This window comes from Floridaenema fluviatile BLCC-F154 (genome assembly GCF_041929135.1).
GTDB lineage: Bacteria > Cyanobacteriota > Cyanobacteriia > Cyanobacteriales > Aerosakkonemataceae > Floridanema > Floridanema fluviatile.
The window spans coordinates 14,580-40,619 of the sequence record NZ_JBHFNS010000035.1 but is presented as its reverse complement, the minus strand read 5'-3'; the positions used below and the strand labels follow the sequence as shown (position 1 = coordinate 40,619).

Genomic DNA, 26,040 nt, shown 5'->3' with positions numbered 1-26,040 from the left:
CTTTATCAGCTAGAGTTTTTGTTCATAAGGAACTCCAAGCCGCAGCTAAAAGCATCTTTACTCTCCCGATCTGTCTATATCACAAATGTAGCGTCCTGCTCAAAAATTATTGTAAATAACGTCATCATTCCCTGACTATTGACATCGTGAAAGCTCTCTCCAAAAATCTCCTATTTAACTTTTTCAGTACCATTCCCTTTGTCGCTACCCCCATTTGGGTGAGTGTAAATACCTTACATCCTGATTTTCCGGTAGAGGCGGCAGTGCAGGGATGCAGGGGTGCAGGGGTGCAGGGGTGCAGGGCGGCAGACGAAGCTAAGGACTGTTTCTCTAGCTCAACACTTTCTTCTGCCTTCTGCCTTTCTGAGTCCCTAATCTCTAGTTCTGCTGGTAATCAAATTTCTGTTAATGGTCGCAGTTTTCCTTTTCCTTGGAAACAGTGGGGAACTTCTGCAACGGGTGGGGTGCGAGTTGGGGTTAGTGAAGCTGGATTAATTCAGGCGATCGGACTAGAGTTATTAAGTAGTTTAGATCCGAAAACCCAACCAATCCAATGGTTTTCTGCTAATACTCAACCTTTTGTCTTAGCTACACAGTTTACCGGACAAGATCGTTATTTAGATATTACCGATTTAGCTAAAACCTCCGGTTGGCAAATCCAAACTTTAGGCGAGACTCTACAAATTACCACAACCCCAGCAACTATCCAAGAAATTCGCGTCGGAAATCAAGATTGGGGACAAAGAATAGTTGTAGACTTAGACCGTTCTACACCTTGGCAAGTAATTTCCGATCACAAAAGTTTAACTGTAAAAATTGACGCTCAAGCAAATCCAGAACTTTTAGAACGATTTCAAGCGATCGATTCTACTTTAAGAGTAACCAGTACAGAAAATCAAATTTTACTACAAACGAGTATCCCGAAAAATCTTCGCCCTCGCGTTTGGACTTTAAATAATCCTAATCGCATCGTTATAGATTTAGCCGCCGAAGTCTTACAAGAATTAGATATTCTTTGGACTCCTGGCATCCGTTATAAACAAAAAATTATTAATTTAAATAATTCTCGATTTCCTGTAACTTTATTAGAAATTAATCCCCGTCAACCAGGATTAAAATTAAGACCAATTTGGGGAAATTCGCCAACAATAACCGGAATCAATCCTTTAGTTAAATTAGCAAGAGAAGCTCAAGTTGCTGCGGCAATTAATGGAGGTTATTTTAACCGAAATACTCAATTACCTTTAGGCGCAATTCGTCAAGATGGTAATTGGATTTCTAGTCCGATTTTAAATCGAGGTGCGATCGCTTGGAACGATAACAGCGAATTTAAAATCGCTCGTCTTAGCCTCCAAGAAACATTAACTACATCTAACGGACAAAAATTACCCATAGTTAATTCTAATAGCGGTTACATACAACCAGGAATCTCCCGTTATACTCCCCGCTGGGGAACAGTCTACAGTCCTTTAACCAACAACGAAACCTTAATTGTCATTGCAAATAATCAAGTACAAAACATTGTCCCTGGAGCAACAATAGGACAAAATCCTCTTTCTATTCCCAGCAATGGTTATATTTTGGCAATTCGCGGCAACTTAAATTGGCAACCAGAAATTTACTTACCTGTAGGAACAACTATTAGTTTCCAAACTGAAACTACGCCATCTGAATTTAACCGGTATCCCAACATCATTGGTGCTGGGCCAATTTTACTCTTAAATGGTCGCATAGTTCTTGATGGTAAAGCCGAACAATTTCGAGATTCTTTTATCAAAGAATCTGCCTATCGAAGTGTAATTGCTACCAACAGGATGGGTACTATACTAATAGCCGCCGTAGGCAACCGCTCAGGTGGAGTTGGCCCAACTCTCAGCGAAATGGCCCAAATTATCCAACTTTTAGGAGCAGTTGATGCTCTCAACCTTGACGGGGGTAGCTCTACAAGCCTTTACCTGGGTGGTCAACTGATTAACCGTTCACCTAACACCGCTGCCCGCGTACACAATGGTCTAGGTATTTTCCTGCAACCTAATTAGTGAGAACTTAAAGTTTATTTAAAGCGATCGCTTATTTCGTTAAAGATTTAATGTAAATCACCTAAACTGGGCATTTTAAAGGTGACAACACTTAAGTGTGGTGTTATGTTTGCCTATTAGAGACAACGGCAGTAACCGGAACTCCAATTAAATATCTTGTTTCTTAATCAAGAATTTTGTGAGTTCGGTGTTTAAAGTTTGAAACATAACCACACTCGAATAACGCAATTAATCAACGCAAAACTCTTGCTAACGGGATAAAAAACTATAAGGAATTAAAATCATGGCGCAAGCTCAAGAAATTTCCACCACATCTTTGGTAGCTTTAAATTCATCCAACTCTGTAGCAGCAACAGAATTACGTCCTTGGGGTTCTTTTACTACCTTGGAAGAAGGAAAGGGCTATAAAATTAAACGAATTGAAGTGAAACCAGGGCACCGTCTGAGCTTACAAATGCACCACCACCGCAGCGAACACTGGATTGTGGTTTGTGGTACAGCTAGAATCACCTGTGGTGAAGAAGAAAAATTACTTGGCCCCAATGAATCTACTTACGTTCCTCAGTGCGCTCTGCACCGTTTAGAAAATCCTGGGGTGATTCCCTTGATTTTAATTGAAGTGCAAAATGGGGAATATTTGGGAGAAGATGATATTGTTCGTTTCCAAGACGATTACTCCCGTACTAGTTCCACTAAGTAAGAGCAATGATTAATCTCAGCAAAGCAGCCGCCAGCGAAATCAGGCGATTAATGACTAAACAAAAACAATCCAACTCTCAGTTCCGTCTGAGTGTCCAGCCTGGAGGCTGTGCTGGGATATACTACACGCTGGAGTTCGCAGCAGCAATCCAATCTCAAGATCGAGTTTATGATTGCCAAGGTATACAAATCGTAGTAGAAGAAAATAATTTAAAATATGTTAATGGCCTCACCCTAGACTATACTGAAGATTTGATGGGTGGAGGTTTTCGTTTCCATAACCCTAATGCCAGTTCGACTTGTGGATGTGGTAATTCTTTTTCTGTAATTGACACAAATCCACTCAAATCGATATAATAAATATTTGTGATTAATTCCAAACAGCCAAGACAGTACCCTAGAGGTCATGCCCACAATTCAACAATTAATTCGTGATGAACGCCAAAAAGCGCGTAAGAAAACCAAGTCACCTGCGTTGAAGAGTTGCCCTCAACGACGCGGTGTTTGTACTAGAGTATATACAACCACTCCGAAAAAACCAAACTCGGCACTACGGAAAGTGGCGAGAGTGCGCCTAACCTCTGGATTTGAGGTAACGGCATATATTCCCGGAATCGGACATAATTTGCAAGAACACTCCGTCGTGATGATTCGGGGTGGTCGGGTAAAAGATTTACCTGGGGTAAGATATCACATTATTCGCGGTACTCTAGATACTGCTGGTGTGAAAGACCGCAAGCAGGGACGTTCCAAGTATGGCACTAAGCGTCCCAAACCAGCAGGCAAGTAATTAAGATATAAATTCCCATGCTTAAGGTACTAGGGAATTAAGTTAGGGCATAAAGTAGGAAAAGCGCCTAGCAATTTCCTAGTGAATTGCCAAGGAGATCGCTTCTTTGGAAATACTATCGATACGCCTAGCGGCAAGCTACGCGATTGCTAATGGCTTAGTTCCATGCCTAAAGCCAAATCTTTAAAGTCCATGTTGAAGGCTTATTATGTCTCGTCGTTCAGTTGTTCAAAAACGTCCCGTACCGCCAGATCCGGTATATAACAGCCGCCTAGTCAGTATGATGGTGCGGCGGGTAATGAAGAGTGGGAAAAAGTCTGTTGCTTCCAGCATTGTTTACGATGCTTTTAAGATCATAGAAGAACGGACTGGTTCCGATCCTCTAGAAACCTTTGAGCGAGCCGTAAAAAATGCTACGCCGTTGGTAGAGGTAAAAGCTCGCCGTGTAGGTGGTGCGACATACCAAGTACCAATGGAAGTTCGCTCAGATAGAGGAGCAACTCTAGCACTACGTTGGTTAATCCAGTTTTCTCGTGCGAGAACAGGTCGCTCAATGGCTAATAGATTAGCAAATGAGTTGATGGATGCAGCCAATGAAACCGGGAGTGCGATTCGGAAGCGGGAAGAAACGCACCGGATGGCAGAAGCGAATAAAGCGTTTGCTCACTATCGCTACTAGTACGGGCGGGTTTAGCAGACAATTTCTGCATCTGACAGACAAATTATGTACAGAACCCGCCCCTACAATCCAAAAACAGTGGCTTTGCCACAAAAAAGTATAGAATCTTAACAGAGAGTAAAGAAAGTTTATCTACGGCAATAACCAAGGAGGTAGCCGTGGCACGTACCGTCCCGCTTGAAAGAACACGAAATATAGGTATTGCAGCCCACATTGATGCGGGCAAGACCACAACAACAGAAAGAATCCTGTTCTATTCCGGTATCGTTCACAAGATTGGGGAAGTCCATGAAGGAACGACTGTAACAGACTGGATGGAGCAAGAGCGGGAGCGAGGAATTACCATTACTGCTGCCGCTATCAGCACTAGCTGGAAAGACCACAAAATCAACATTATCGACACACCGGGTCACGTAGATTTCACAATTGAAGTTGAACGCTCCATGAGAGTTTTGGATGGAGTGATTGCCGTATTCTGCTCGGTGGGAGGTGTACAGCCTCAATCTGAAACCGTATGGCGGCAGGCAGACAGGTATAAAGTGCCGCGGTTTGCCTTTGTCAACAAAATGGATCGGACTGGGGCTAACTTCTACAGAGTTTACGAGCAAATTCGCGAAAGGATGAGAGCAAATGCAGTTCCCATCCAACTGCCTATTGGTAGTGAAAGCGACTTCAAAGGAATTATTGACCTAGTGAAGATGAAAGCCTTGATGTATAAAGACGATCAAGGTAAAGAAATTACAGAAGAAGAGATTCCCGCAGATCTCAAAGATAAAGCAGAAGAGTTTCGTCTGAAATTGGTAGAAGCAGTAGCAGAAACCGATGATGCTTTGACTGAGAAGTATCTGGAAGGGGAAGAATTAAGCGAACAAGAAATTCGCCAAGGACTGAGAAAAGGCACTATTGATGGGTCGATCGTACCCATGCTATGCGGTTCCGCCTTTAAAAACAAAGGAGTTCAACCATTACTCGATGCAGTAGTGGATTACTTGCCTTCGCCACTGGATATTCCAGCGATTAAAGGGCAATTGCCAGATGGAAGCGAAACCGAAAGACGAGCCTCAGATGAAGAGCCATTGTCCGCATTGGCCTTTAAAATCATGGCAGACCCTTACGGTCGTCTTACCTTCATTCGCGTCTACTCAGGCATACTGAAAAAAGGCAGTTACGTCTATAACTCCACAAAAGGGAAGAAAGAACGCGTATCTCGCCTGATTATTCTCAAAGCAGACGAACGCATTGAAGTAGATGAAATGCGGGCAGGTGATTTGGGCGCAGTTCTAGGACTGAAAGATACTTTCACAGGCGATACTCTCTGTGAAGAAGGATCGCCAGTAATACTAGAATCTCTGTTTATTCCCGAGCCTGTAATCTCGGTGGCGGTGGAACCAAAAACCAAACAGGACATGGAGAAACTCTCCAAAGCCCTGCAATCTTTGTCAGAGGAAGATCCCACCTTCCGAGTGCGGATTGACCCAGAAACTAACCAAACTGTAATCGCCGGAATGGGCGAACTACACTTGGAAATTCTGGTTGACCGGATGTTAAGGGAATTCAAGGTAGAAGCAAATGTGGGTGCGCCCCAGGTTGCTTACCGAGAAACCATTCGCAAAGCCGTCAACCGAGTTGAAGGTAAGTTTATTCGTCAAAGTGGTGGTAAAGGTCAGTATGGTCACGTCGTCATCGACTTAGAACCAGGAGATCCGGGGAGCGGCTTTGAATTTGTATCAAAGATTGTGGGCGGTGTAGTACCCAAAGAGTACATTGGCCCAGCAGAACAAGGGATCAAAGAAACCTGTGAATCTGGCGTATTAGCTGGATATCCACTGATTGACGTGAAAGCTACTTTGGTAGATGGGTCTTACCACGATGTAGACTCGAATGAAATGGCTTTCAAAATTGCAGGTTCAATGGCACTAAAAGCAGCTGTTGGAAAAGCTTCACCAGTGCTATTGGAGCCTATGATGAAAGTTGAGGTTGAAGTTCCCGAAAACTTTTTGGGAGATGTAATGGGCGACCTCAATTCCCGTCGCGGTCAAATCGAAGGGATGGGATCGGAACAGGGACTTGCTAAAGTCACCGCTAAGGTGCCATTGGCAGAAATGTTTGGCTATGCCACGGATATCCGGTCTAAAACTCAAGGTCGGGGCATATTCTCGATGGAATTTAGCCACTACGACGAAGTGCCGCGCAATGTGGCTGAAGCTATCATCGCCAAGAGCAAAGGGAACGCATAACTAGGAAAAAGGAACATCTAAATTCATGGCACGCGCAAAGTTTGAAAGGAATAAACCCCACGTTAACATCGGTACGATCGGTCACGTTGACCACGGCAAAACTACCTTAACAGCAGCTATTACCATGACCTTAGCTGCTTTAGGTGCGGCAAAAGCTAAGGGTTATGCTGATATTGATGCTGCTCCCGAAGAAAAAGCACGGGGAATCACCATTAATACGGCTCACGTAGAGTACGAAACCCCAACTCGTCACTACGCGCACGTAGACTGCCCCGGACACGCTGACTATGTGAAAAATATGATCACTGGTGCGGCGCAAATGGATGGAGCCATCCTAGTGGTATCCGCAGCTGATGGCCCCATGCCTCAAACCCGGGAACATATTCTGTTGGCGAAGCAGGTAGGTGTACCTAACATCGTGGTTTTTTTGAATAAGAAAGACATGGTGGATGACGAGGAATTGTTAGAGTTGGTGGAACTAGAAGTTCGCGAACTCCTCAGTTCTTATGATTTCCCCGGCGACGATATTCCCATCGTTGCAGGTTCAGCACTACTGGCTTTAGAAAAGATGACCGCCGATCCCAAAACTCAGCCCGGTCAAGATGAGTGGGTAGATTGTATTCATAAACTCATGGCTGAGGTAGATGCCTACATTCCTACTCCTGAACGGGATATTGATAAGCCGTTCTTGATGGCTGTAGAAGATGTATTCTCGATTAGTGGTCGTGGTACTGTGGCTACAGGTCGGATCGAACGGGGTAAGGTGAGAATTGGTGAAACCGTTGAGTTGGTTGGGATCAAAAAAACCCAGAGCACCACTGTGACTGGTGTGGAAATGTTCCAGAAAACCTTGGAAGAAGGTATGGCTGGTGACAACGTAGGTCTGTTGCTGCGGGGTCTGAAGAAAGATGATATTGAACGGGGAATGGTAATCGCTAAGCCCGGTTCTATTACTCCTCACACTCAATTTGAAGGTGAAGTATATGTACTCACCGAAAAAGAAGGTGGTCGGAAAACTCCCTTCTTCCCTGGCTACCGTCCTCAGTTCTACGTGCGGACAACTGACGTAACTGGAAGTATTACAGCTTTTACGGCAGATGATGGCGCTGCCTCAGAAATGGTAATGCCGGGAGACCGGATCAAAATGACTGTGGAGTTGATTAGCCCGATCGCGATCGAACAAGGTATGCGCTTTGCGATCCGTGAAGGTGGTCGGACCATCGGTGCAGGCGTGGTTTCCAAAATCGTGAAGTAGTGTTTTTTTAAACTACTTGAGGGGCAGAAAAGTATTACCAATTTGGTATAATTCTTTTCTGCTCCTTTGTCATCCTGTTAAAAATGACCAGGCAGGATGTTATGATTAAATCCGGTGGCTTAGAGAAAAGCTGGCAAGGTTAACACTTCTGCATTTCCGGTAATCTTGACCGATAGACCAATAAAAAATAAACAGTGTGGAACCGGAAAAAATACAAGTACTTAGAACCTAGAAAACTTAAAAAATGGCAACTATTCAGCAGCAAAAAATTCGCATTCGTCTTAAAGCATTTGACCGTCGTCTGCTTGACACTTCTTGTGAAAAGATTGTCGATACTGCAAATCGAACACAAGCTACAGCTATTGGCCCGATTCCTTTACCAACACGCAAGAAAATTTATTGCGTGTTGCGTTCTCCTCACGTAGATAAAGATTCTAGAGAACATTTTGAAACTCGGACTCACCGCCGGATCATTGATATCTATCAGCCTTCTTCTAAGACTATTGATGCTTTGATGAAACTTGATTTGCCTGCGGGTGTTGATATTGAAGTCAAACTCTAACTAAGAATTTTTCCACCTGGTTCTGTAACCGGATAAAACTTGAGATAGCCTTTTAGAATTGATTCTAAAGGGCTTATTTATTTCGGTTTTGGGGTCGGGATCAGTTAAAGTAATTAATATTCGCCATTACCCTCTGTGACTATGCGATCGTCATCCTCGATCGCGCTTTGAAAGCTTCCTGCTATACAAAACTCCCCAATCTAGACAAGTTTGAAAAGGAATGAGCAAGAATTTGACTACTAAGTTAAGCTCTTTTCCCACTGCCAGAAGTAGTTTTGTTTACTGGTAGACCTTTACCTTTGCATATTTTTCAATTTCGCTGCCAAATCATGATGAATCCGATTCTCGATTAAGTTAGTTTTTGTCCCTCTGGCAAAGTTAAAGTTTTATACCACAAGCTTTACGCAATATTTATCAGATTTTATTATTACTTTATGGCGATGTAGTTGAAGCTGTCATCGCCAAGAGCATAAATAACGCATAAATAAGAAAAAGGAACATATAAATTCATGACACGCGCCAGGTTTGAAAGGAATAAACCCCACGTTAACATCGGTACGATCGGTCACCTTGACCACGGCAAAACTACCTTAACCGCAGCAATTACTATGACCTTAGCTGCTTTAGGTAGGACAGAAGCTAAGAGCTATGCTCATATCGATGCGGCACTCGAAGAAAAGATAGGGGGGATCACCATTAACATTGCTCACGTTGATTACGAAACTGAAAAACGTCACTACGCCCACATAGATTGTCCGCAACAGGCTGATTATGTGAAAAACATGATCGCTGGTTCAGTCCGAATGGATGGTGCGATTCTCGTAGTGGCGGCAACTGATGGGATAATGCCCGAAACTCGGCAGCAGATCCAATTGGCACAAAAGGTCGGTATCCCTCGGCTAGTCATCTTCTTGAACAAGGTTGACATGGTAGACGATCGGGAAAGCCTCGAATTCATGGAATTAGTATTGCGCGAACTTTTGAGTGAATACAAGTTTGATGGTGACAATATTCCCATTATTCGCGGCTCTGGGTTAAAGGCGCTGGAAGCAATGACTGGGAATCCGAAAATTCAAAAGGGTGAAAATGAGTGGGTAGATAAAATCTACGAACTGATGGATGCGGTAGATGATTACATTCCGGCTCCAGAAAAAGATGTGGACAAGCCGTTCCTGATGGCTGTGCAAGATGTATTCTCGATTGCTGGTCGGGCTACTGTGGCTACAGGTCGGATTGAACGGGGTAAGGTCAGATCGATGGATACAGTTGAAATATTGGGACTTAGAGATACCCGCAACATCACTGTTATCGGGATTGAAATGTTCAGGAAGAGCTTGGACGAAGGTATGCCTGGTGATGAAGTGGATCTGTTGGTACGGGGTCTGTATAAAGAAGATATTGAACGGGGAATGGTAATCGCTAAACCTGGTTCTATTACTGCTCACACGGAATTTGAAGCTGAAGTATATTTACTCACCAAAGAAGAAGGTGGTCGGCACACTCCTTTCTTCCGTGGCTACCGTCCTCAGTTCTACTTGCGGACAATTGACGTAACTGGAACTCTTGTAGCCTTCACTTCTCAAGACAGCGCCGCAGAAATGGTGATGCCGGGAGACCAAGTGACAATGACTGTGGAGTTGATTAGCCGGATCGCGATCGAGCAAGGTACGCGCTTTACGATCCGTGAAGGTCGTCGGACGATCGGTGTAGGCGTGGTTTCCAAAATCCTGAAGTAGTAGTCTTTTGTTAAACTACTCAAGGGGCAGAAAAGTATGCCCAATTTGGTGGAATTCTTTTGTGTTCCTTCATTATCTTGCTAAAACTGTCTAACTGAAAACATACAATTAATTCAGAACTTAGAAAACTTAAAAATGACGATTGTAGACAGTGGAAATCGGACACAAGCTACAGCTATTGGCTCGATTCCTTTAGCAACACGCAAGAAACTGGAACCGTATCAAACTAGAGAAAGCCTTTTAGAATTGATTCTAAAAGGCTGATTTATTTCGGTTTTGGGGTCGGGATCAGTTAAAGTAAGTAAAGAAACGCCATTACCCTCTGTGACTATGCCACCGTCATCCTCGATCGCGGTTCGAGAGCTTCCTCTATTCCCACTACCAGAAGTAGTTTTGTTTCCCGGTAGACCCCTACCGCTGCATATTTTTGAGTTTCGCTACCGAATCATGATGAATACGATTCTGGATAGCGATCGCCGTTTTGGGGTACTACTAATGGAACCATCCGGTAAACCAGCATCAGTTGGTTGCTGTGCGGAAATTGTCCGCTTCCAAAGATTACCAGATGACCGAATGAAAATACTTACTCTAGGACAACAACGTTTCCGGGTTTTGGAATACGTGCGCGAAAAGCCCTACCGAGTTGGTTTGGTGGAATGGATTGAAGATCAACCACCTCAGAGGGAATTAAACTCTTTAGCAGCAAATGTCGAACAATTACTGCGGGATGTAGTCCGCCTTTCCGCTAAACTTACAGAACAAAATATTGAATTACCCGATGATATTCCCTCTTTACCCAGAGAGTTGTCTTATTGGGTTGCTAGTAACCTCTACGGTGTACCAGCAGAACAACAGATGTTGTTAGAAATGCAGGATACTGTATCTCGGTTAGAACGGGAAGCAGAAATTCTCACTTCTACTCGCAATCATCTAGCTGCTAGAACAGTTCTGAAGGATACTTTGAAAAACTAACTAGTTGTTGGGAAAAATTATTCAACTAAACACCTGATTTCTTTGGTTGTGGGTTGCTTAGGGGCGATATGCCTACGGTACGCTGCGCGATCGCAATTTAATCAGAAATCAGGTGATTTTTTTTGACGTTATACCAAATCCGGCTTAGCTACCCCCTTTATCTTCTTCCTCTTCTCTTCGCGCTCTTCGCGTCTTCGCGGTTCAAATAAGGTTCAAATAAAAAGGAGGTAATCAACCCGGATTTAGTATTACTTCTTGAAATCAGGATCTACTATTTAACTGATAAAAACCATACCAGTTACGAACAGCTAACCAAACCGCTGAAAGCAATCCTGCTAAACTTAGGGTTAAACCACTATAAGTTACTAATAATCCTAAAATTGGCAAAATTGCTCCTGTAATAGTACAAATTATTGCCGCAAGAGAAGTAAGCAAATTTCTTCCCAATCCCCAAGTTAATACTAATAGAACCAGCGAAATCATCGTCCAAGCTAGCTGGGGATTTATAATTCGACTCAAATAAGTTAAAGCCAAAATTGTCGCAAAGAAAATTCCTCCAGTTAGTGCGACATCTTTTAATTGCATTGGGATGGAAAAATATAATAATAACAGCCACCAGAGAAAGATTGCTGGGGCTAATAATAATAAGCGAGGAAGAATTCCTGTATTGCGAATTGTGCCTGTAGCTGTAAATACGCCAAAGGGATTGAGAACGGAAACATTGTCGTCAAAAATCCAAGTAAAACGAGTACCTTGTCCTTCTACTTTTGCTTCGGTAGGAACAACGCCGCTAGCAAAATCTGCATTGGGAAAGTTTGCTAGTACAGAAAGTCGAAAATTAGAAAGTAATTGTCCATTGGCATTATAAACCCAACGTGGGCCGCCTTGGGCTTGGTAGGTGACACGAAAACGAGTTTCAGTGTTTGGTTTTAAGCTGAAAGGAAATGTATATTCACCGGGATTATTTGGTTGTAATCTGGTTCCGTTTTGTTCTACTTTAAAGTTTTGGAGTAAAGAATAACCGTTAGGTGGTGGTACTTCCAAGAAAAATTGGTCTGTATCTTTGAGGCGATTTACTAACTGATATTCGGCGGTAAAGTCTGCTAAATAAATATGGCGATCGTCCTTTTGCGGATCGGAAACTTGCATAATATTAACTTGAATTTGAGAACCAGTTAGTGCTAGAAAACGGTTCACAGTTCTTTGTTCTTGAACTCTGACAAGTCTGTTTCCTACTTGGGTATTGTAGCTGTATGGTTCTTGAATCGTGTAGCGAACTTGGGGGGCTATTTGTTCTAATCGATCTCCGGCTACACTTGCTGCTACTTTAGTTACTCTAGCTTGTTCCCAAAAATGATAGCGATTAGCTAAAGTCGTACAGAGAAAAAATCCGGCAATTAAGATAGTTAAAACTAAAGCTGTGTGTTGTAAACCGCGTAATAACGCTGAGTAACGGACTACCCATTCATTAATAAAAATTCCCGGTTCTGGTGCGTCTCGCCGTAAATAAGAGAGGGAAAAACTTAAAAGTGCGATCGCCACTCCTAACACCCCAACTAACCCAACTAAAATTAAAAATAACCGGAGGATTTCACCTCCGAATTGCATAATTTGGTTAGCTTGGGTTAAATCTGGTAATGAGGGAATACCTTGGGCCGCTACGATCATTAGTTTTCTGTTTGAGTCCTAACTTTTTTGCGATGTAGAAAAAGACTGAATTAATTAATCAAAAGTTTCTTGATTTACCGGATTGATTTGGTTTCCCTCTTCATTTTTGGCGGGAATGGGTAAAATATTGTAACTTCCAAAAATCTTTAAAGTTTCCGTATGCAGCTTTAATTCTGCTAAAGCAGATTGGATTGATGGATTGTTAGCATTAGCTTCAATATCAATAAAAAATAAATATTCACCAAGCGATCGCTTTGTCGGACGAGATTCAATCCGACTCAGATTAATCCTACGACTAGCAAATATTTGCAAAGGTTGTGCTAAAGCTCCGGGTACATTTGCGGGTACGCTAAAAGCTAAAGAAGTATGACTACCCCCAGAAGAAGGATTTAAACTTACTACTAAAAACCGCGTATGATTGTCTGGATAATCATTAATTGGACAAGCAAGAATTGGTAAATTGTAAAGTTCGGCGGCGCGTTGAGAAGCGATCGCTCCCGCTGTAGTATCCTGTTCTAAATGCCCTAAAGCTTCCGTCGTCGCATTAGTCGGAACTAACTGCGCCAAAGGTAAGAACTTATCAATCCATCCTTGACATTGAGCCAAAGCTTGCGGATGAGAATAAATCGTCCGAATTAATCTTAAATCTTCTGCACAAGATAGCAAAGCGTGAGCAATAGGTAAAATTAACGCCTGTTGAACTTGTAAATTATCCAATCGCCACAAAGCATCCATTGTCATTGTGACGCTACCTTCCAGAGAATTTTCGATCGGCACCACCCCCAAAGAAGCCTCCCCATTCGCCACAGCTTGAAGAGTTTGGGCAATGCTAGGGTAAGAACACAAAAGTGATTGTTGACCCGTTTCTTGAGTTAACCATTGAGAATAAGCCAAAGCAGCTGCTTCTGCGTAAGTTCCATTTGGCCCCAAGTGTGCAATTGATAGACTCATAAAGCGGTAAATCTCAGTTTTTTAACGTTTCTCAGCATTGCAATATGCCTACGGCACGCTGCGCGATCGAACTCCATCCGCAGGCTTAAGCCATTTTGGAGAGAAATCCTTCGTAAACTTTTGTAATGATAAACATACATAGTCGCACAACAGTTTACTATGAGTAGCTAAATTTCACTGTTGAAATGCAAATTTAAGTTACAAGAGATTGTACGTAATTTTTAAGAACCGTAACGTACAATTAAGTAAGTAGTAGTACAGCGTAAACTTCTGTTACCAAACTCTCATGCACACCCGATTTGATGCCTCCCAATCAGTTGAAATCGCTGTTCCACAGCAACCAATACCCATTCAACACTATTTACGTCAACCAAAACGCCTAGTCCAGGCTTTAGTTGATGCCAATCGGATTGAACAGCTAAGCGATGAAATTTTTCGGCTAAAGATGCGCCCGCTGGCATTTATGACCCTGACGATTCAACCCACAGTAGATATGCGGGTATGGGCAGACAGTGAAGGCACTGTTCATCTGGAATCTGTGGCTTCTCAAATTCGCGGTGTGGAATACATTAACCAACGCTTTGCCTTAAATTTGAAAGGGCGACTTTCTCCCCACCACATTAACGGCATTACCTATCTCAAAGGTAGAGCAGATTTACAAGTCCAAGTAGAATTACCACCACCTTTTTGGTTAACTCCCAAACCAATCCTCGAAACCACTGGTAACGGTCTACTTAAAAGCGTACTACTAACAATCAAACATCGCTTAATGCAACAACTTCTATTAGATTACGCTGCCTGGGCGAAAACTGGTAACGCCGCCAACATCTCTGGTGAAGTGAGAGTTTTGCCAGCAAATTAGAAGGCAGGGAAGCTTCAGGGATAGGGAAGAGGAAAACGCAAAACTTTTCTTTCCATCTCCCTAACTCAAAACTCACAACTTTTCCGCACAGGGGCGAAAAGAACGGCGATGGTGACGTGAGGGGCCATGTTCTTTTAAAGCTAAAAGATGACGGGCTGTACCATAGCCTTTGTTGGTTTCTAAACCGTATTCTGGATATTTTTTAGCTAAACGGAGGATTAGTTCATCGCGCCATACTTTAGCTAAGATGCTGGCAGCTGCGATCGCTAAAACCTGCTCATCACCCTTAATAATTGATTGTTGTGGTATTTCCAAATTAGGAATAGGCCATTTACCATCCACCAGACAAAGACTAGGACGTAACTTCAGTTTAGTTACCGCCCGTTTCATTGCCAACAAAGAAGCCTGAAAAATATTTATCTGGTCAATTTCCGCAGCAGAACAGTAACCAATTTGATAATCTAAAGCGACTTGACGAATGATTAAATCAAATTTTTTTCTGCCCACATTGGTTAGCTTTTTGCTATCTTTAATTCCGGCAATCTTTAATTCACTTAGCACCTCATCAGGTAAGATTACTGCTGCCGCTACCACTGGGCCAAACAAACAGCCTCTTCCTACCTCATCAACTCCGGCAACTAAAGTTTTTAATTCCTTCATAGTGTGATGACTTGTTATTAGCCATTAGCCATTAATCTTAAGTGATTTATGACTTACAAAAACTTTTACTAATGACCAATGACCAATGACTAATAACAAATTAAATTATTAACTTCCTCCATCATTTTCTAGAGCAGAAGAACGACGGCGACGGCGACGACGCACGCTGGAATCGCTGGAATCGCTGGAATCGCTGGGATCGCTGGGATCGATCGACTCACTTTCCGACTCACTGCTTTCAGGAGTAGGAATTTCCGGTGATTCCCTACGCAATACAGGAGGCTCAATTGTCCGTTCTTCTTCTGGCGCAGAATCCTCCGAAAAATCCAACTCCATCTGATAATTTTCTGGCTCATCATCACCTGTTTCTTCGTCATCTGTTACATCATTTCTTCTGTAACTATCTGACCTATAACGCAGTGCTTCATCGCTAGATGTTGTTGAATCTGATTTTCCAGGTAACTTAATAGAAACCGTCGCAGTTTTGGGATTTTTCACCTCTCGATCTAATAACAGCAAAGGAGATATACCCATTAAGGCATAAACTTCTTGTTCCTCTGGTGTCATTTCCACAGAAATTACTTCCGAAGGAGCAACTTCTTTCGTCGGACGATTGTAACGGTCTGAGCTATCTAAACGAATTCCTTTTTGTAACAGTGAGGCATTTTTAGAAACCTGATTTGGGAAACTTTTAGATGTAGGAGTAGGCATTTCTGGCTCCGCTACCCAACCAGATTCACTAGCTCCCGAAAAAGATGTAGAGGAACTAGTACTACCTCTACCCATATTTTCCTCTAATCGTTCATTTTCGCTAATTAGGCGACGACGACGACGACGACGCGCATTATTCAAACCACCTCGATCTTTTAAGTCGGGATGATTCAGCATATCTGCGTCTGGGTAATCAACATTGGAGTCAAAATCATCTGTGTAACCTTTATCTTCCCAGATAGGTACACTTTTAATTTCTTTAATCGGTGCACGAGTTGGTTCGACAGTCGGATAATCTCTAAATGATGATGATGGTGCGGGTTCTCTTTCTGGCAAGCGTTCTCTCGATGATTCGCTAATTCCGGTGGCAGACGGGATGTTAACCCGGTGACGGGGTGAGACGATTTCTTCACTACTTGTCTCTGTCCATCTTCTCGCTTCTGTGTCAAAGATTTCCCGTTCCCTGGTGATATTTTCCCCTGGTAAGTGAACGACATGACCTAAGCCACCACAAGTGGGACAAAGCCGACCAAATAATTCGTAAATATTTTGACCTTGGCGTTTGCGAGTTAGTTCCACTAAGCCGAGTTCAGAGAGTTGAGCAATCTGGGGTCTGGCTTTATCTGCTTTCAGGGCTTTGTTAAAATGCTCTAGGACTTGTAGCTGGTCGCGTCTGGAGTCCATGTCGATAAAGTCTACAATGATTACTCCGGCGAGATTCCGTAGTTTTAATTGGCGGGCGATTTCGGTGGCGGCTTCGCAGTTAGTCCAAAGTACGGTTTCTCTGGCGGTGGCGGAACGGGTGAAGGAACCAGAGTTAACGTCGATTACCGTTAGTGCTTCTGTGGGTTCGATGATGATATATCCACCAGAAGGTAAGTCTACTCTGGGTTTGAGGGCTTCTCGGATGGCGGCGTTGACGCGGAAGTAGTCTAAGATGGGTAAGCGATCGCGATGATGATCGATTAACACCCCTTGTGGTGTCTTACCTGCACTCCAGTTGATTAAATGTTGCTTAACTCGCTTAACTCCAGTATGTGAATCTACTACAATTCGATTCACATCTTCGCTATACATATCGCGTAAAACACGCTGCACGAAGTCATCATCCCGATTTAATAATGCTGGAGCCCGACTAGAAATTACTTCTTGTTGAATCGCTTCCCATTGTTTTTGCAGCGATTCTAAGTCTTCAATAATCGCTTCTTCTGGCTTATTTTCTGCTTCGGTTCGCACCAGTAAACCCATTCCTGGTGGCTTTAATAAAATCGCTAAAGCTCTGAGGCGATTGCGCTCGCTTTCGCTTTTAATTCGCCTTGATAAATTTACGCCTCTGCCAAAGGGCATTAATACTAAATAACGACCGGGCAAAGTAATATTACCAGTGAGTCGAGGGCCTTTATTTCCCGTCGGCTCTTTCATTACTTGAACTAAGACTTTTTGTTGTGGTGCTAATAGTTCTGTAATTGCGCCTGCTGTCCGTTTTAATCTTAATGGGCCTAAGTCGGAAACGTGAATAAATCCGTTGCGTTCTGGATCTCCAATATTTACAAAGGCGGCATCAATACCCGGTAATACATTTTCAACTACACCAAGGTAAATGTCTCCTACTTGGTGATTTCCGGTGGCAACGACTAATTCTTGAATTTGATCTTCGGAAAATACGGCAGCAATGCGATGTTGTTCTGCTATGATGATTTGTTTTGGCATTCAAATACCTCTTTAGATTTTAGATTTTAGATCTTAGATTTCAGATTTCAGACTTTATTAAAAAATCTGCAATCTCAAATCGAAATCAAAATCATTATTTGGCTTTTTTTGGTTCTAATGGCTCTTGAAAAATCTGCTTTTTGCAGCAAGTAGATAAGGGCATCTTGCCTGATAGATGTTAGCAATCTTGCCTGTATTAATAATCCCCATCTTTCTGAATATACTGATGAACAATTACATCAATTTTCAGAAAATATTTTGGTTGTTAATGACTCAGAAATGACGGAATATTTCACTCAATTTCCTTGCGGCAATTAATTTGTCGATCGATCGCTTAACTTGTGCATTAGCAACGATCGTGCAAGCGATTGGAACTTTGTCAATTGGTCTACCAAAATCGATTTTTCTTTTCACTGTACTCTATCTCTGAAGGGAGTACAACAACCCCCTTTGAACATTCCATTGATTGGCATAGATAGAGCTTATTTTAGAAAGCATTGTGGCACAATCTAGGTTTTTTCTCAGCATGGTGCTTGACGCAAATTAATTAAAAGCATATCTAACCAAAATTTTTGGTCTGATTGCGGGTTGATTATGTTAAATTCCCCTATTTTAACCTGCTTTTTACCTTAGTAAACATCAAGTCAAAAGTTAAAAGCTAAAAGTCAAAAGAAAGAATTTACTTTTTACCTTTTACTTTTTACTTTTTACCTTTTACTTTTGTTAATAGGGGGCAAAACTGGAACCCCTAACATTAAATGTGATTTTGTCTTGCTCCATTGGCAGACAAAACTCGGTGAATTTCGCTTTAGAGTTAATCACAAAAATTACAAACTAATAGTTACGAAGAAACATGAAAGCTTCTTATTTTTGCTTAACTCTAAATCGCATCTTATCACATCTAAACTAGGTAATTTCATCCATTAACCGGGCAGGGATAATTTTTGCTGCTTTTTGATAAGCAAAAATTATTGATTTCCGAAATTCTGTCCCATTATGCTGGTTGTAGGATTAGCTGAGTCCGGTGAGCGTGAAGTAGTTGAAACTCCTGCTGAGTTACTTGTTCTAGCATATAAACGATGTGTTCGGGGCGCAACAAGTTCCCATCATTGCGGCTGTAACCTAGATAACGGATCTTTGCCTGTTGCTGATTTTCAGTTTCGGGGAAGGCAAGTTCTAATTCTAACAAGCGATCGCGCAGATTTACCTCTACCTTTTTCCCTGATTTAGTAGTCTGCTCCCACAAAATTCGATCGCTCTTTAACACCGCTGCTATCCACTCGTCCCACTGTACAGGTAAAATTTCTGGCAGGGGCGGGTTTTGTTTGGAACTTGTCTGTGGGAAACTCAGGTTATCTGCTAAACTCGCTCCTACTGTTAATAAATACTCTGCTTTTTCTAACAGTTGGGTAGCGGCTGGCGTTTTCAAATCCACCTCCTCAACGCGATAAATCGGAATATTTTCTGGGATTTGAGCGATTAACTGAGTTCGGAAACTGTCTATTTCCATTACCTCAGTTAACTCGAAATCGACGATTTCACCTTCGCTAGTGCTTCCCAGCGATAAAGCGTTGGCGATCGAAATCCGTGGACTAGGGTGAAAACCACCAGTAAAAGTAACTGGTATGTCTGCACGCCTAATAGCTCGATCAAACAACCGGGCTAAATCTAAATGACTCACTAAAGCCATATCGCCAAGTTTACCAAACCAAACTCGCAACCTTTGGGCTTTGTGTTGGTTAGGAACAAACTCCCCCACAAATTGCGGAATTGCTGGAGGTGCTACTACTATGTTATGCCCAAAATCAGTTCCACACACTCCACAATGGGAACAACCATCAAAAGAGCAATCTGGAACAGTCGCTGCTGCTAAAGCTTTTGCCAAATCAGCCTTTAACCAATTTTTATCGATTCCGGTATCAATATGATCCCAAGGAAGCGATCGATCCAACAGTTGGGGCGGGTTTTGCCCGGAACTTGTCTGCGGGACAGACAGATTATCTGCTAAACCCGCCCCTACCTCTGTTTGTCCGTTTGCTAAGTTCCATTCGCCTTGTTCTACCAGACGATACTTCCAGGTTAGATCGGATTGGGCAATCGCTTCTCCCCAAGCATTGTATGCTTTTTCTAAACTGTCAAACCAGGAATCCATTCCTGCGCCCAGTTCCCAAGCATGACGGAGTACTGCGGACAAACGACGATCGCCTCTCCCCAAAAAGTCTTCCATTGCCGAAATTCGCACGTCCGTAAAGTTAGCCTTTACTCCTTTCATCCGGCGAAACTCGGCTCGCAAGAGTTCCTGTTTTCGTTTAAACTCTGCCGTAGAAACCGAATGCCATTGAAAAGGCGTGTGCGGTTTGGGCGTAAAGTTAGAAATCGTTAAAGTGAAATTAATTTGCCTTTTACCTTTAATCCGGCATTCTTGCTGTAACCAATGAACAGTTTCGGCAATTCCTAAAACATCTGCATCGGTTTCCCCAGGCAAACCAATCATGAAGTATAACTTTATTTTATCCCAACCTTGTTCGCGAGCAGTTTTGATTCCCCGGAGTAATTCTTCGTTGGTCAAACCTTTATTAATGATGTCCCGCATTCGCTGCGTACCTGCTTCTGGCGCAAAGGTAAGTCCACTTTGTCTAGTTCCGCCGATAATGTTGGCAATATTTTCATCAAAGCGATCGACCCTTTGACTAGGAAGAGAAAGAGAAACATTTTCATCTTTTAAGCGGTTTCTCACTTCCACGCCAACCGCGGGTAAAGCCAAATAATCGGAACAGGAAAGAGATAACAAAGAAAATTCATTGTAACCAGTCGCCCGCATTCCGTCAGAAATAGCTTCGATCACCTGTTCTGGTGCTACATCTCTGGCTGGACGAGTTAACATTCCCGGTTGACAGAAGCGACATCCTCTAGTGCAGCCGCGGCGAATTTCTATTGTCAGGCGATCGTGTACAGTTTCGACAAAAGGAACTAAGCCGATCGAATAAGCCGGAATTGGAGTCGCCACCCGACGTAAAATTCTTTTGGGAACGTCCGGGCGATTCGGATGAACTGAACCATCCGCTGCCATATCATAAAATTGCGGCACATAAACTCCCGGAACTTGGGCTAAATCTAACAATAATTCTTTGCGACTTAACCCTTGAGCTTTCCCCTCTTCAATTACTAAACCAATTTCCGGTAACAGTTCTTCCCCATCACCCAAAGCCACAAAGTCCAAAAACTCCGCGTAAGGTTCCGGGTTAGAAGTTGCTGTTTGTCCCCCAGCAAAAATCAAAGGGTATTGAAAATCATCATTTTCGCCTCGTTGTTGCCAAGTTAAGGGAATTCCCGCTAAATCGAGCATTTCCAAGATATTTGTGGCTCCCAGTTCATAACTGAGGCTAAAGCCCAAAATATCGAATTCTTTCACTGGTTGACGCGACTCGACCGCAAATAAAGGTGTTTTAGTTGCACGTAGTTTAGTCGCTAAGTCAGTTCCAGGTAAGTAGGCGCGATCGCATAATTGACGGGGCTGTTGATTCAAAATGTTGTATAGAATAATATGCCCTAAATTAGACGCTCCTACTTCGTAAACTTCTGGATAAGTCAACACCCAGCGCACTTTTGCCTTCTCCCAAGGCTTATGCACTGCGCCTAACTCATTACCTAAATAACGCGCAGGCTTAAAAATTTCTGGTGTAAGTAACTTTTCTACTGCTACTGCCACAGCTATTATCCTTGTTTGAAGTTGGCTCTCAGAGTCTATAGTTAAATATAGCAAGAGGACTCCCTTAACAAGTAGTTTACTAATGGTAGAAACCTTAGTTTTAAAGTAATATTGTGCCGATTAAGTGAATTTTGCCGATCGCCTAATTCCATGCCAAACTAGATTACGCCACAATTCTGCTTATTCCAAGAACAACAAGCAGATTGGGCAATATGAAGTTTCGATTAGCACTCTGTCAAATACCAAAAACTTAGATAAGATTCTGTTAAAGTTTTTGTATCGCTTTTTACCAAACCTTGCTGGGGCAGGTAACGTTCTGAAGTATCTTTGAAAGTGAACCCAACTAATTAAAATCCCTTAGAATCATGATTGCTTGGAAAAGTTACTGCAATGTAGCTTCAAAAGCACTTTTACTTTCAAATATCTCGAATACTCTATTTAACTGTGTCAATTCAAAAATAATCCGAATTGATGGAGAAAGAGAGCAAAGGCTAAATCTCTGGTTCTGGCGCTGCGCTAAGTTGAAAGCAGAAACCAAAGCCATTAGTCCAGCACTATCCATAGAATCTAGCCGTTCCATATCAACTAATACAACAGCGTTATGATTAGCAGCGACTGCTGCTGTTAGTTGGCTGCGAAACTCGGTAGCATTAGCAGCATTAAGGTGTCCTTGGGGTTGAACAACGGTGATTGGCGAAGTTACAGCTAAAGTTTGCATGATTCAGTCCTGTTGTGACAAAAATTACGTGCCATTCCATTTATTTAGAGGTTATAGCCTGGATCGGGATATTGACTAGGCAAGCTCCGTATTTTTACAGAAACTTTACCTACAGTACAACCTTTTTAAAGATTTTAATAAGTTAATAAAGTGGTAAAGTATGTAAAGATACGGAAAGTATCTCCGATCTTTCCGGTTAAGAGAAGAAGTAAGTGAATAAGGGGTCTGTTTTATTACTTAATAACCAAGTAAAGATAAATTGAGAGACAAAAAAAACTTTCTTGCTCACACTATCTTTAAGCTTTCTTTTGATTACATCAGTCAAAAGAGTGATTCCGTAGATGCGAAAAACTAGAAAACAGAGGGTCTGATGTTAATTGAGATTCTCTGTGAGTAGATTTTATTGCTTATTTCGAGTCAAACACAGGTTTTCTGAAGATGCCTGTGAGTTAGATCACTAAAAGCAAAAGGTTTCGATCACCCGCAATGACAAATATTCATTAGAAAATCATTTTATAAAGGAGTTCTGGTCAGTAACCGTGGAAGCTAAAAATGCGATTCGTGGACTTGTAGAAAAAGCGATTTCTATTCGTCGTCTGACTCCAGATATCGAAAATGAAATTAACTATGAATTAACCAGGCTGGGATATATATCTGATGTTGACTACGAAGCCTTGGAATTATTGATGGATGAAATGGATGCTGGTCGAATTCAGTTAGTCCCTACCTGCTGAATTGACCAAATCTAGGTGCTTTCCTGATTTTGGAGGCTGAGAGACCCTGGGATGAAGCAGGAAGCAGACTCTCTAGGAGCAACTGCTTCTAGTTAAATAGTGAGACTTGAATAAGTTTAGGTAAACTTTGACACTCCTCGCCCTAAAAGTGCGAGGATTCTTGGTTCACAGACTCACCATAACCTAGCAGGATGGCTCCAACTAGGCTAGAGGGCAAATCTCCCCAAGCTTTAGATCCAGTATGCCCTACGTACTTAGTGCTAATTTCAGGATATTAATTGCGGCGTTGATATCTCTGTCTTCTATAAACCCACAATGCGAACAAACATGAGTTCTAGTTGATAAAGACTTCTGCACTTTCTCTCCACAATTGGCACATTTTTGACTCGTATTATAAGGCGGAACTGCAACAGTTACCTTCCCATACTTATAGCCAAAATATTCCAACCAAAGGCGAAATAAATACCATCCTGCATCACTGATTGATTTCGCTAGATACCGATTTCTCACTAACCCTTTGACATTTAAATCTTCATAAGCTACCAAATCGTTAGATTGGACTAAACGGAGTGCCACTCTCTTGGCAAACTCTTCTCGTTGCCTACTTACTTTTAAATGCTTCCGAGCCGATCGATTTCTCGCTTTCTGATAGTTCTTTGATTGGGGTTTCCCTTTCTTGAACTTCTTAGATTTTTGCCGATTCAAGCGGTTTAAACTTTTCTCTCCTTTTCGATAAAACTGGGGATTAGCTTCAATGTTTCCTTGACTATCTGCCAAGAAATATTTAATTCCTAAATCTATTCCTACTGCTTTCTGACTGGGAATTAAAGGCTTGCTCCGCTCTCTGGGATCGGCTTGAATGGCAAAGTATATATGATAACATGGAATTGAAAAATCGGTAAGAGAAAGCCGTCCTAGAAGGACGGGGCTTGTATCCCATTATTTTTGGTTAAATGGCTTTCTACATCACAATATAAATCGCCATGCAGTTTGCTCAACGTTTAGAAAAAATTCCTCCTTATCTGTTTGCGGAACTCGATCGCAAGCGGGATGCACTAGTTAGTCAGGGTGTGGACATTATCAATCTGGCAATTGGCGATCCCGATAAACCGACACCAGTGCATATTGTAAAAGCAATGCACGAGGCGATCGACGATCCTTCTACTCACAATTATCCGCCTTACCGAGGCACAAAAGAATACCGTCAAGCAGTGGTAGATTGGATGCAGCGAAGGTTTGGAGTGGCTGGATTAAACCCAGAAATCGAAGTAATTCCTTCTATTGGTTCAAAAGAAGCGATTCACAATACTTTTTTGGCTTTTGTTGAACCAGGAGATTATACGCTGCTTCCTAATCCAGGGTATCCAGTGTATCGAACTTCAACATTTTTTGCTGGTGGGGAACCTTACTATATGCCATTGCTTCCCGAACGAGGATTTTTGCCAGATTTACAAGCAATTCCCGAAGCAGTAGCTAGTAAGGCTAAATTGTTATGGGTAAATTATCCGAATAATCCTACTGGTGCGATCGCCAGTTTAGAGTTTTTTGCTGAGTTAGTGGAATTTTGTCAAAAATATGACATTTTATTGTGTCACGATCATGCTTACTCGGAAATAGCTTATGAAGGTTATCAGCCACCTAGCGTTTTGCAAATTCCGGGTGCAAAAGAAATAGCGATCGAATTTCATAGTTTATCTAAATCTTATAATATGGCTGGCTGGCGAATTGGTTTTGTCGTCGGAAATGCCTGGGGAATTAAAGGACTGAGCCAAGTTAAAACTAATATAGATTCTGGTATATTTAAGGCAATTCAACGGGCAGCAATCGCCGCTTATTCAACTACTCAAACCGAACTTCAACAATTAATCTCTGTTTATCAAAAACGCCGAGATATTGTAATTGAAGGCTTAAGATCTTTGGGTTGGAAAATTGAAGCACCATTAGGAACTCTTTATATCTGGGTTCCCGTACCTAAAGGTTATACTTCGGCTGAATTTGTAACTTTGTTGTTGGAAAAATGTGCGATTGTTGTCCCCCCAGGTAACGGTTACGGAGACGCAGGTGAAGGCTTTTTCCGCATCGCCTTAACAGTTTCCGACGCAAGACTATCCGAAGCAATGCAACGAATGAAACAAGCCGGAATTTGTTACCAAAATTTTAGCTGAGTTTGGGGAAACAGGGAACAGGTAACAGATTTATCCCGGTTAGGTTGGTACCCTTTTTGCCTACGTCATTCAGCCAGAAACAAAAAACCCCCGACCCAACCAGCCGAGGGATGTTAGTCTTATCAGGGTGCATCTACCATCCCTTACTACCCTAACTAGAAATAGCGGTCAGGAAAAAAATCTGAAATTAAGCGAAAGTTTTTTGAAGGCAGAAAGCAGAAAAGTAAATTTCTCCCCGCCTCCCCATCTCTGTCCGGTTAGCGATCGCTCATGATAGACTGTTTCCGTCGCTTCGCTGTCGTATCGGTCAATACTTTCTGACTATTACGAGGTAAATTTTGTCCATTAGGCCATCTGACAATTGAATCTGCCACCGGAATTTTCCCTGGATTAGCGACTAAAGGCTTTCTTGAACCAGGTGCGATTCTTTTGAGAGGTTTACCATTCTTTTGTTTTTTTGGTTCTTTTTCCGGGTTTTTTTCCGAACTTGAACCAGGCAGTATTTTTGGCAACAGCTGTCGTTGCATTTTCGCAGCTAATTTTAACCTTCTTCTGTACAACAACCAAGCACCTACTGCACAACCAGCACCAATCGCCAAATACAATCCTAACAGCGCATTTTGTTCAGTTTGCTGAGTTACCGTTGTTACAGGTACATTTTCTGTCGTAGGTGTAGGATTAGGTAAACTTTCAGGAGTCTCCGTAGCACTTTCAGTTGTTGGACTGATAGCAGTTATCAGAGGATTAGTTGGGAATTTTAACTCATATCCTTGTTCCGGGCGAGTCAAACCAATTGCTGCTATCCCGGCTACTATCAGTATTCCACCAGAAAAAGTCAACAGTAGCAATAACGGACGCTTTAGAAGTAATTGCACCAACAATTGATTCCAGGGAAGTGGTTGATGCAATGCTGGATTAACTCTTCTGCGTCGTTCGTTTAGCGTTTGTTTCTGAGGAACTTTTTGCAATCGCGGTGACTTCTGAATCGGCGCTACTGGTCTTCTCGCTTGCTGATTCAGTGCGGGAAATTGCGGTAATTCAGGTGAACGCTGCTGTGCCAGTCGGTTTTTTGCCATGCCACTTTTTGATAGTTGCACCTACTCAAAACAAAATTGTATGCTCCGAACTAAATCTCGGCAACAGTAAATGCCGTTTTGTTTCCTTGGGTAATTCAGTAATATTA

General features: G+C 42.4%; 22 protein-coding genes and 2 pseudogenes. 15 read left to right on the top strand and 9 right to left on the bottom strand.

Going from position 1 to position 26,040, the window contains the following annotated elements:
• Nucleotides 1-146 precede the first annotated feature (146 nt).
• From ACE1B6_RS07850 to ACE1B6_RS07795, 12 genes and pseudogenes are all read left to right on the top strand, one after another.
• Complete coding sequence (locus tag ACE1B6_RS07850) at nucleotides 147-2,039, top strand: phosphodiester glycosidase family protein (protein WP_413256694.1); 1,893 nt, start codon at nucleotides 147-149, stop codon at nucleotides 2,037-2,039.
• 283 nt (nucleotides 2,040-2,322) lie between these two features.
• Nucleotides 2,323-2,739: a cupin domain-containing protein gene (locus ACE1B6_RS07845; protein WP_413256693.1), complete on the top strand. Its 417-nt coding sequence runs from the start codon at nucleotides 2,323-2,325 to the stop codon at nucleotides 2,737-2,739.
• Nucleotides 2,740-2,744: 5 nt separating this feature from the next.
• Complete coding sequence (locus ACE1B6_RS07840) at nucleotides 2,745-3,095, top strand: HesB/IscA family protein (RefSeq protein WP_413256692.1); 351 nt, start codon at nucleotides 2,745-2,747, stop codon at nucleotides 3,093-3,095.
• A 49-nt stretch (nucleotides 3,096-3,144) separates the two neighbouring features.
• Nucleotides 3,145-3,528 carry a 30S ribosomal protein S12 gene (gene rpsL, locus ACE1B6_RS07835; protein ID WP_413256691.1) on the top strand — a complete coding sequence of 128 codons (384 nt, stop codon included), beginning with the start codon at nucleotides 3,145-3,147 and terminating at the stop codon, nucleotides 3,526-3,528.
• A gap of 208 nt (nucleotides 3,529-3,736) precedes the next feature.
• Nucleotides 3,737-4,207, top strand: coding sequence for a 30S ribosomal protein S7 (gene rpsG / locus ACE1B6_RS07830; protein ID WP_413256690.1), 471 nt, complete (start codon nucleotides 3,737-3,739; stop codon nucleotides 4,205-4,207).
• A gap of 158 nt (nucleotides 4,208-4,365) precedes the next feature.
• Nucleotides 4,366-6,444: an elongation factor G gene (fusA, locus tag ACE1B6_RS07825; RefSeq protein WP_413256689.1), complete on the top strand. Its 2,079-nt coding sequence runs from the start codon at nucleotides 4,366-4,368 to the stop codon at nucleotides 6,442-6,444.
• Nucleotides 6,445-6,469: 25 nt separating this feature from the next.
• Nucleotides 6,470-7,699, top strand: coding sequence for an elongation factor Tu (tuf, locus tag ACE1B6_RS07820; protein WP_413256688.1), 1,230 nt, complete (start codon nucleotides 6,470-6,472; stop codon nucleotides 7,697-7,699).
• 244 nt (nucleotides 7,700-7,943) lie between these two features.
• On the top strand, nucleotides 7,944-8,261 hold the full coding sequence (gene rpsJ, locus ACE1B6_RS07815; protein WP_073594782.1) for a 30S ribosomal protein S10: 318 nt from the start codon (nucleotides 7,944-7,946) through the stop codon (nucleotides 8,259-8,261).
• A 260-nt stretch (nucleotides 8,262-8,521) separates the two neighbouring features.
• Nucleotides 8,522-8,611 (top strand): annotated as a pseudogene (locus ACE1B6_RS07810) (LON peptidase substrate-binding domain-containing protein); the annotation flags it as partial.
• Between the two features lie 159 nt (nucleotides 8,612-8,770).
• Nucleotides 8,771-9,997, top strand: a complete 1,227-nt coding sequence (gene tuf, locus ACE1B6_RS07805; RefSeq protein ID WP_413256687.1) for an elongation factor Tu — start codon at nucleotides 8,771-8,773, stop codon at nucleotides 9,995-9,997.
• A 135-nt stretch (nucleotides 9,998-10,132) separates the two neighbouring features.
• The gene (locus tag ACE1B6_RS07800) at nucleotides 10,133-10,261 is read left to right on the top strand and encodes a hypothetical protein (RefSeq protein WP_413256686.1); all 129 of its coding nucleotides are present in this window, start codon (nucleotides 10,133-10,135) and stop codon (nucleotides 10,259-10,261) included.
• Between the two features lie 66 nt (nucleotides 10,262-10,327).
• On the top strand, nucleotides 10,328-10,969 hold the full coding sequence (locus tag ACE1B6_RS07795; protein ID WP_413256702.1) for an LON peptidase substrate-binding domain-containing protein: 642 nt from the start codon (nucleotides 10,328-10,330) through the stop codon (nucleotides 10,967-10,969).
• Between the two features lie 261 nt (nucleotides 10,970-11,230).
• On the opposite strand, the gene ACE1B6_RS07790 is transcribed toward ACE1B6_RS07795, so the two are convergent.
• Together ACE1B6_RS07790 and pheA are read right to left on the bottom strand one after the other, a co-directional pair.
• Complete coding sequence (locus ACE1B6_RS07790; RefSeq protein WP_413256685.1) at nucleotides 11,231-12,637, bottom strand: hypothetical protein; 1,407 nt, start codon at nucleotides 12,635-12,637, stop codon at nucleotides 11,231-11,233.
• 54 nt (nucleotides 12,638-12,691) lie between these two features.
• Nucleotides 12,692-13,588, bottom strand: coding sequence for a prephenate dehydratase (pheA, locus tag ACE1B6_RS07785; RefSeq protein ID WP_413256684.1), 897 nt, complete (start codon nucleotides 13,586-13,588; stop codon nucleotides 12,692-12,694).
• A 286-nt stretch (nucleotides 13,589-13,874) separates the two neighbouring features.
• Between pheA and ACE1B6_RS07780 the strand changes: the two genes are divergently transcribed.
• Nucleotides 13,875-14,450 carry a DUF1997 domain-containing protein gene (locus ACE1B6_RS07780; protein WP_413256683.1) on the top strand — a complete coding sequence of 192 codons (576 nt, stop codon included), beginning with the start codon at nucleotides 13,875-13,877 and terminating at the stop codon, nucleotides 14,448-14,450.
• A gap of 72 nt (nucleotides 14,451-14,522) precedes the next feature.
• On the opposite strand, the gene ACE1B6_RS07775 is transcribed toward ACE1B6_RS07780, so the two are convergent.
• The 5 genes from ACE1B6_RS07775 to ACE1B6_RS07755 all read right to left on the bottom strand — a co-directional run bounded on the left by ACE1B6_RS07775 (nucleotide 14,523) and on the right by ACE1B6_RS07755 (nucleotide 21,958).
• Entirely contained in the window at nucleotides 14,523-15,110 is a 588-nt protein-coding gene (locus tag ACE1B6_RS07775; RefSeq protein ID WP_413256682.1) for a ribonuclease HII, read from the bottom strand.
• 108 nt (nucleotides 15,111-15,218) lie between these two features.
• The gene (rne, locus tag ACE1B6_RS07770) at nucleotides 15,219-17,531 is read right to left on the bottom strand and encodes a ribonuclease E (protein ID WP_413256681.1); all 2,313 of its coding nucleotides are present in this window, start codon (nucleotides 17,529-17,531) and stop codon (nucleotides 15,219-15,221) included.
• Between the two features lie 273 nt (nucleotides 17,532-17,804).
• Nucleotides 17,805-17,945 (bottom strand): hypothetical protein, encoded by a 141-nt coding sequence (locus ACE1B6_RS07765; protein ID WP_413256680.1) that lies wholly within the window; start codon nucleotides 17,943-17,945, stop codon nucleotides 17,805-17,807.
• Between the two features lie 580 nt (nucleotides 17,946-18,525).
• Nucleotides 18,526-21,240 carry a TIGR03960 family B12-binding radical SAM protein gene (locus ACE1B6_RS07760; RefSeq protein WP_413256679.1) on the bottom strand — a complete coding sequence of 905 codons (2,715 nt, stop codon included), beginning with the start codon at nucleotides 21,238-21,240 and terminating at the stop codon, nucleotides 18,526-18,528.
• Nucleotides 21,241-21,622: 382 nt separating this feature from the next.
• A complete protein-coding gene (locus ACE1B6_RS07755) occupies nucleotides 21,623-21,958 on the bottom strand; it encodes an STAS domain-containing protein (RefSeq protein WP_413256678.1) in 336 nt (111 codons plus the stop codon).
• 539 nt (nucleotides 21,959-22,497) lie between these two features.
• On the opposite strand from ACE1B6_RS07755, the gene ACE1B6_RS07750 reads away from it, so the two are divergent.
• Nucleotides 22,498-22,692, top strand: a complete 195-nt coding sequence (locus tag ACE1B6_RS07750; RefSeq protein ID WP_193980889.1) for a hypothetical protein — start codon at nucleotides 22,498-22,500, stop codon at nucleotides 22,690-22,692.
• 142 nt (nucleotides 22,693-22,834) lie between these two features.
• Here the strand turns inward: ACE1B6_RS07750 and ACE1B6_RS07745 are convergent.
• Nucleotides 22,835-23,571, bottom strand: a pseudogene (locus ACE1B6_RS07745) (RNA-guided endonuclease InsQ/TnpB family protein); the annotation flags it as partial.
• A 104-nt stretch (nucleotides 23,572-23,675) separates the two neighbouring features.
• On the opposite strand from ACE1B6_RS07745, the gene ACE1B6_RS07740 reads away from it, so the two are divergent.
• Nucleotides 23,676-24,857, top strand: a complete 1,182-nt coding sequence (locus ACE1B6_RS07740; RefSeq protein WP_413256677.1) for a pyridoxal phosphate-dependent aminotransferase — start codon at nucleotides 23,676-23,678, stop codon at nucleotides 24,855-24,857.
• Between the two features lie 257 nt (nucleotides 24,858-25,114).
• On the opposite strand, the gene ACE1B6_RS07735 is transcribed toward ACE1B6_RS07740, so the two are convergent.
• Nucleotides 25,115-25,954, bottom strand: coding sequence for a hypothetical protein (locus ACE1B6_RS07735; RefSeq protein ID WP_413256676.1), 840 nt, complete (start codon nucleotides 25,952-25,954; stop codon nucleotides 25,115-25,117).
• Between the last annotated feature and the right edge of the window lie 86 nt (nucleotides 25,955-26,040).

Coding starts and splice junctions, on each gene's coding strand:
- ACE1B6_RS07795 (WP_413256702.1), top strand. CDS start 10,328: ATGCCACCGTCATCCTCGATCGCGGTTCGAGAGCTTCCTCTATTCCCA.
- rpsG (WP_413256690.1), top strand. CDS start 3,737: ATGTCTCGTCGTTCAGTTGTTCAAAAACGTCCCGTACCGCCAGATCCG.
- ACE1B6_RS07755 (WP_413256678.1), bottom strand. CDS start 21,958: ATGCAAACTTTAGCTGTAACTTCGCCAATCACCGTTGTTCAACCCCAA.
- ACE1B6_RS07845 (WP_413256693.1), top strand. CDS start 2,323: ATGGCGCAAGCTCAAGAAATTTCCACCACATCTTTGGTAGCTTTAAAT.
- rpsL (WP_413256691.1), top strand. CDS start 3,145: ATGCCCACAATTCAACAATTAATTCGTGATGAACGCCAAAAAGCGCGT.
- ACE1B6_RS07775 (WP_413256682.1), bottom strand. CDS start 15,110: ATGAAGGAATTAAAAACTTTAGTTGCCGGAGTTGATGAGGTAGGAAGA.
- pheA (WP_413256684.1), bottom strand. CDS start 13,588: ATGAGTCTATCAATTGCACACTTGGGGCCAAATGGAACTTACGCAGAA.
- ACE1B6_RS07840 (WP_413256692.1), top strand. CDS start 2,745: ATGATTAATCTCAGCAAAGCAGCCGCCAGCGAAATCAGGCGATTAATG.
- rne (WP_413256681.1), bottom strand. CDS start 17,531: ATGCCAAAACAAATCATCATAGCAGAACAACATCGCATTGCTGCCGTA.
- tuf (WP_413256687.1), top strand. CDS start 8,771: ATGACACGCGCCAGGTTTGAAAGGAATAAACCCCACGTTAACATCGGT.
- ACE1B6_RS07780 (WP_413256683.1), top strand. CDS start 13,875: ATGCACACCCGATTTGATGCCTCCCAATCAGTTGAAATCGCTGTTCCA.
- ACE1B6_RS07800 (WP_413256686.1), top strand. CDS start 10,133: ATGACGATTGTAGACAGTGGAAATCGGACACAAGCTACAGCTATTGGC.
- tuf (WP_413256688.1), top strand. CDS start 6,470: ATGGCACGCGCAAAGTTTGAAAGGAATAAACCCCACGTTAACATCGGT.
- ACE1B6_RS07790 (WP_413256685.1), bottom strand. CDS start 12,637: ATGATCGTAGCGGCCCAAGGTATTCCCTCATTACCAGATTTAACCCAA.
- rpsJ (WP_073594782.1), top strand. CDS start 7,944: ATGGCAACTATTCAGCAGCAAAAAATTCGCATTCGTCTTAAAGCATTT.
- ACE1B6_RS07740 (WP_413256677.1), top strand. CDS start 23,676: ATGCAGTTTGCTCAACGTTTAGAAAAAATTCCTCCTTATCTGTTTGCG.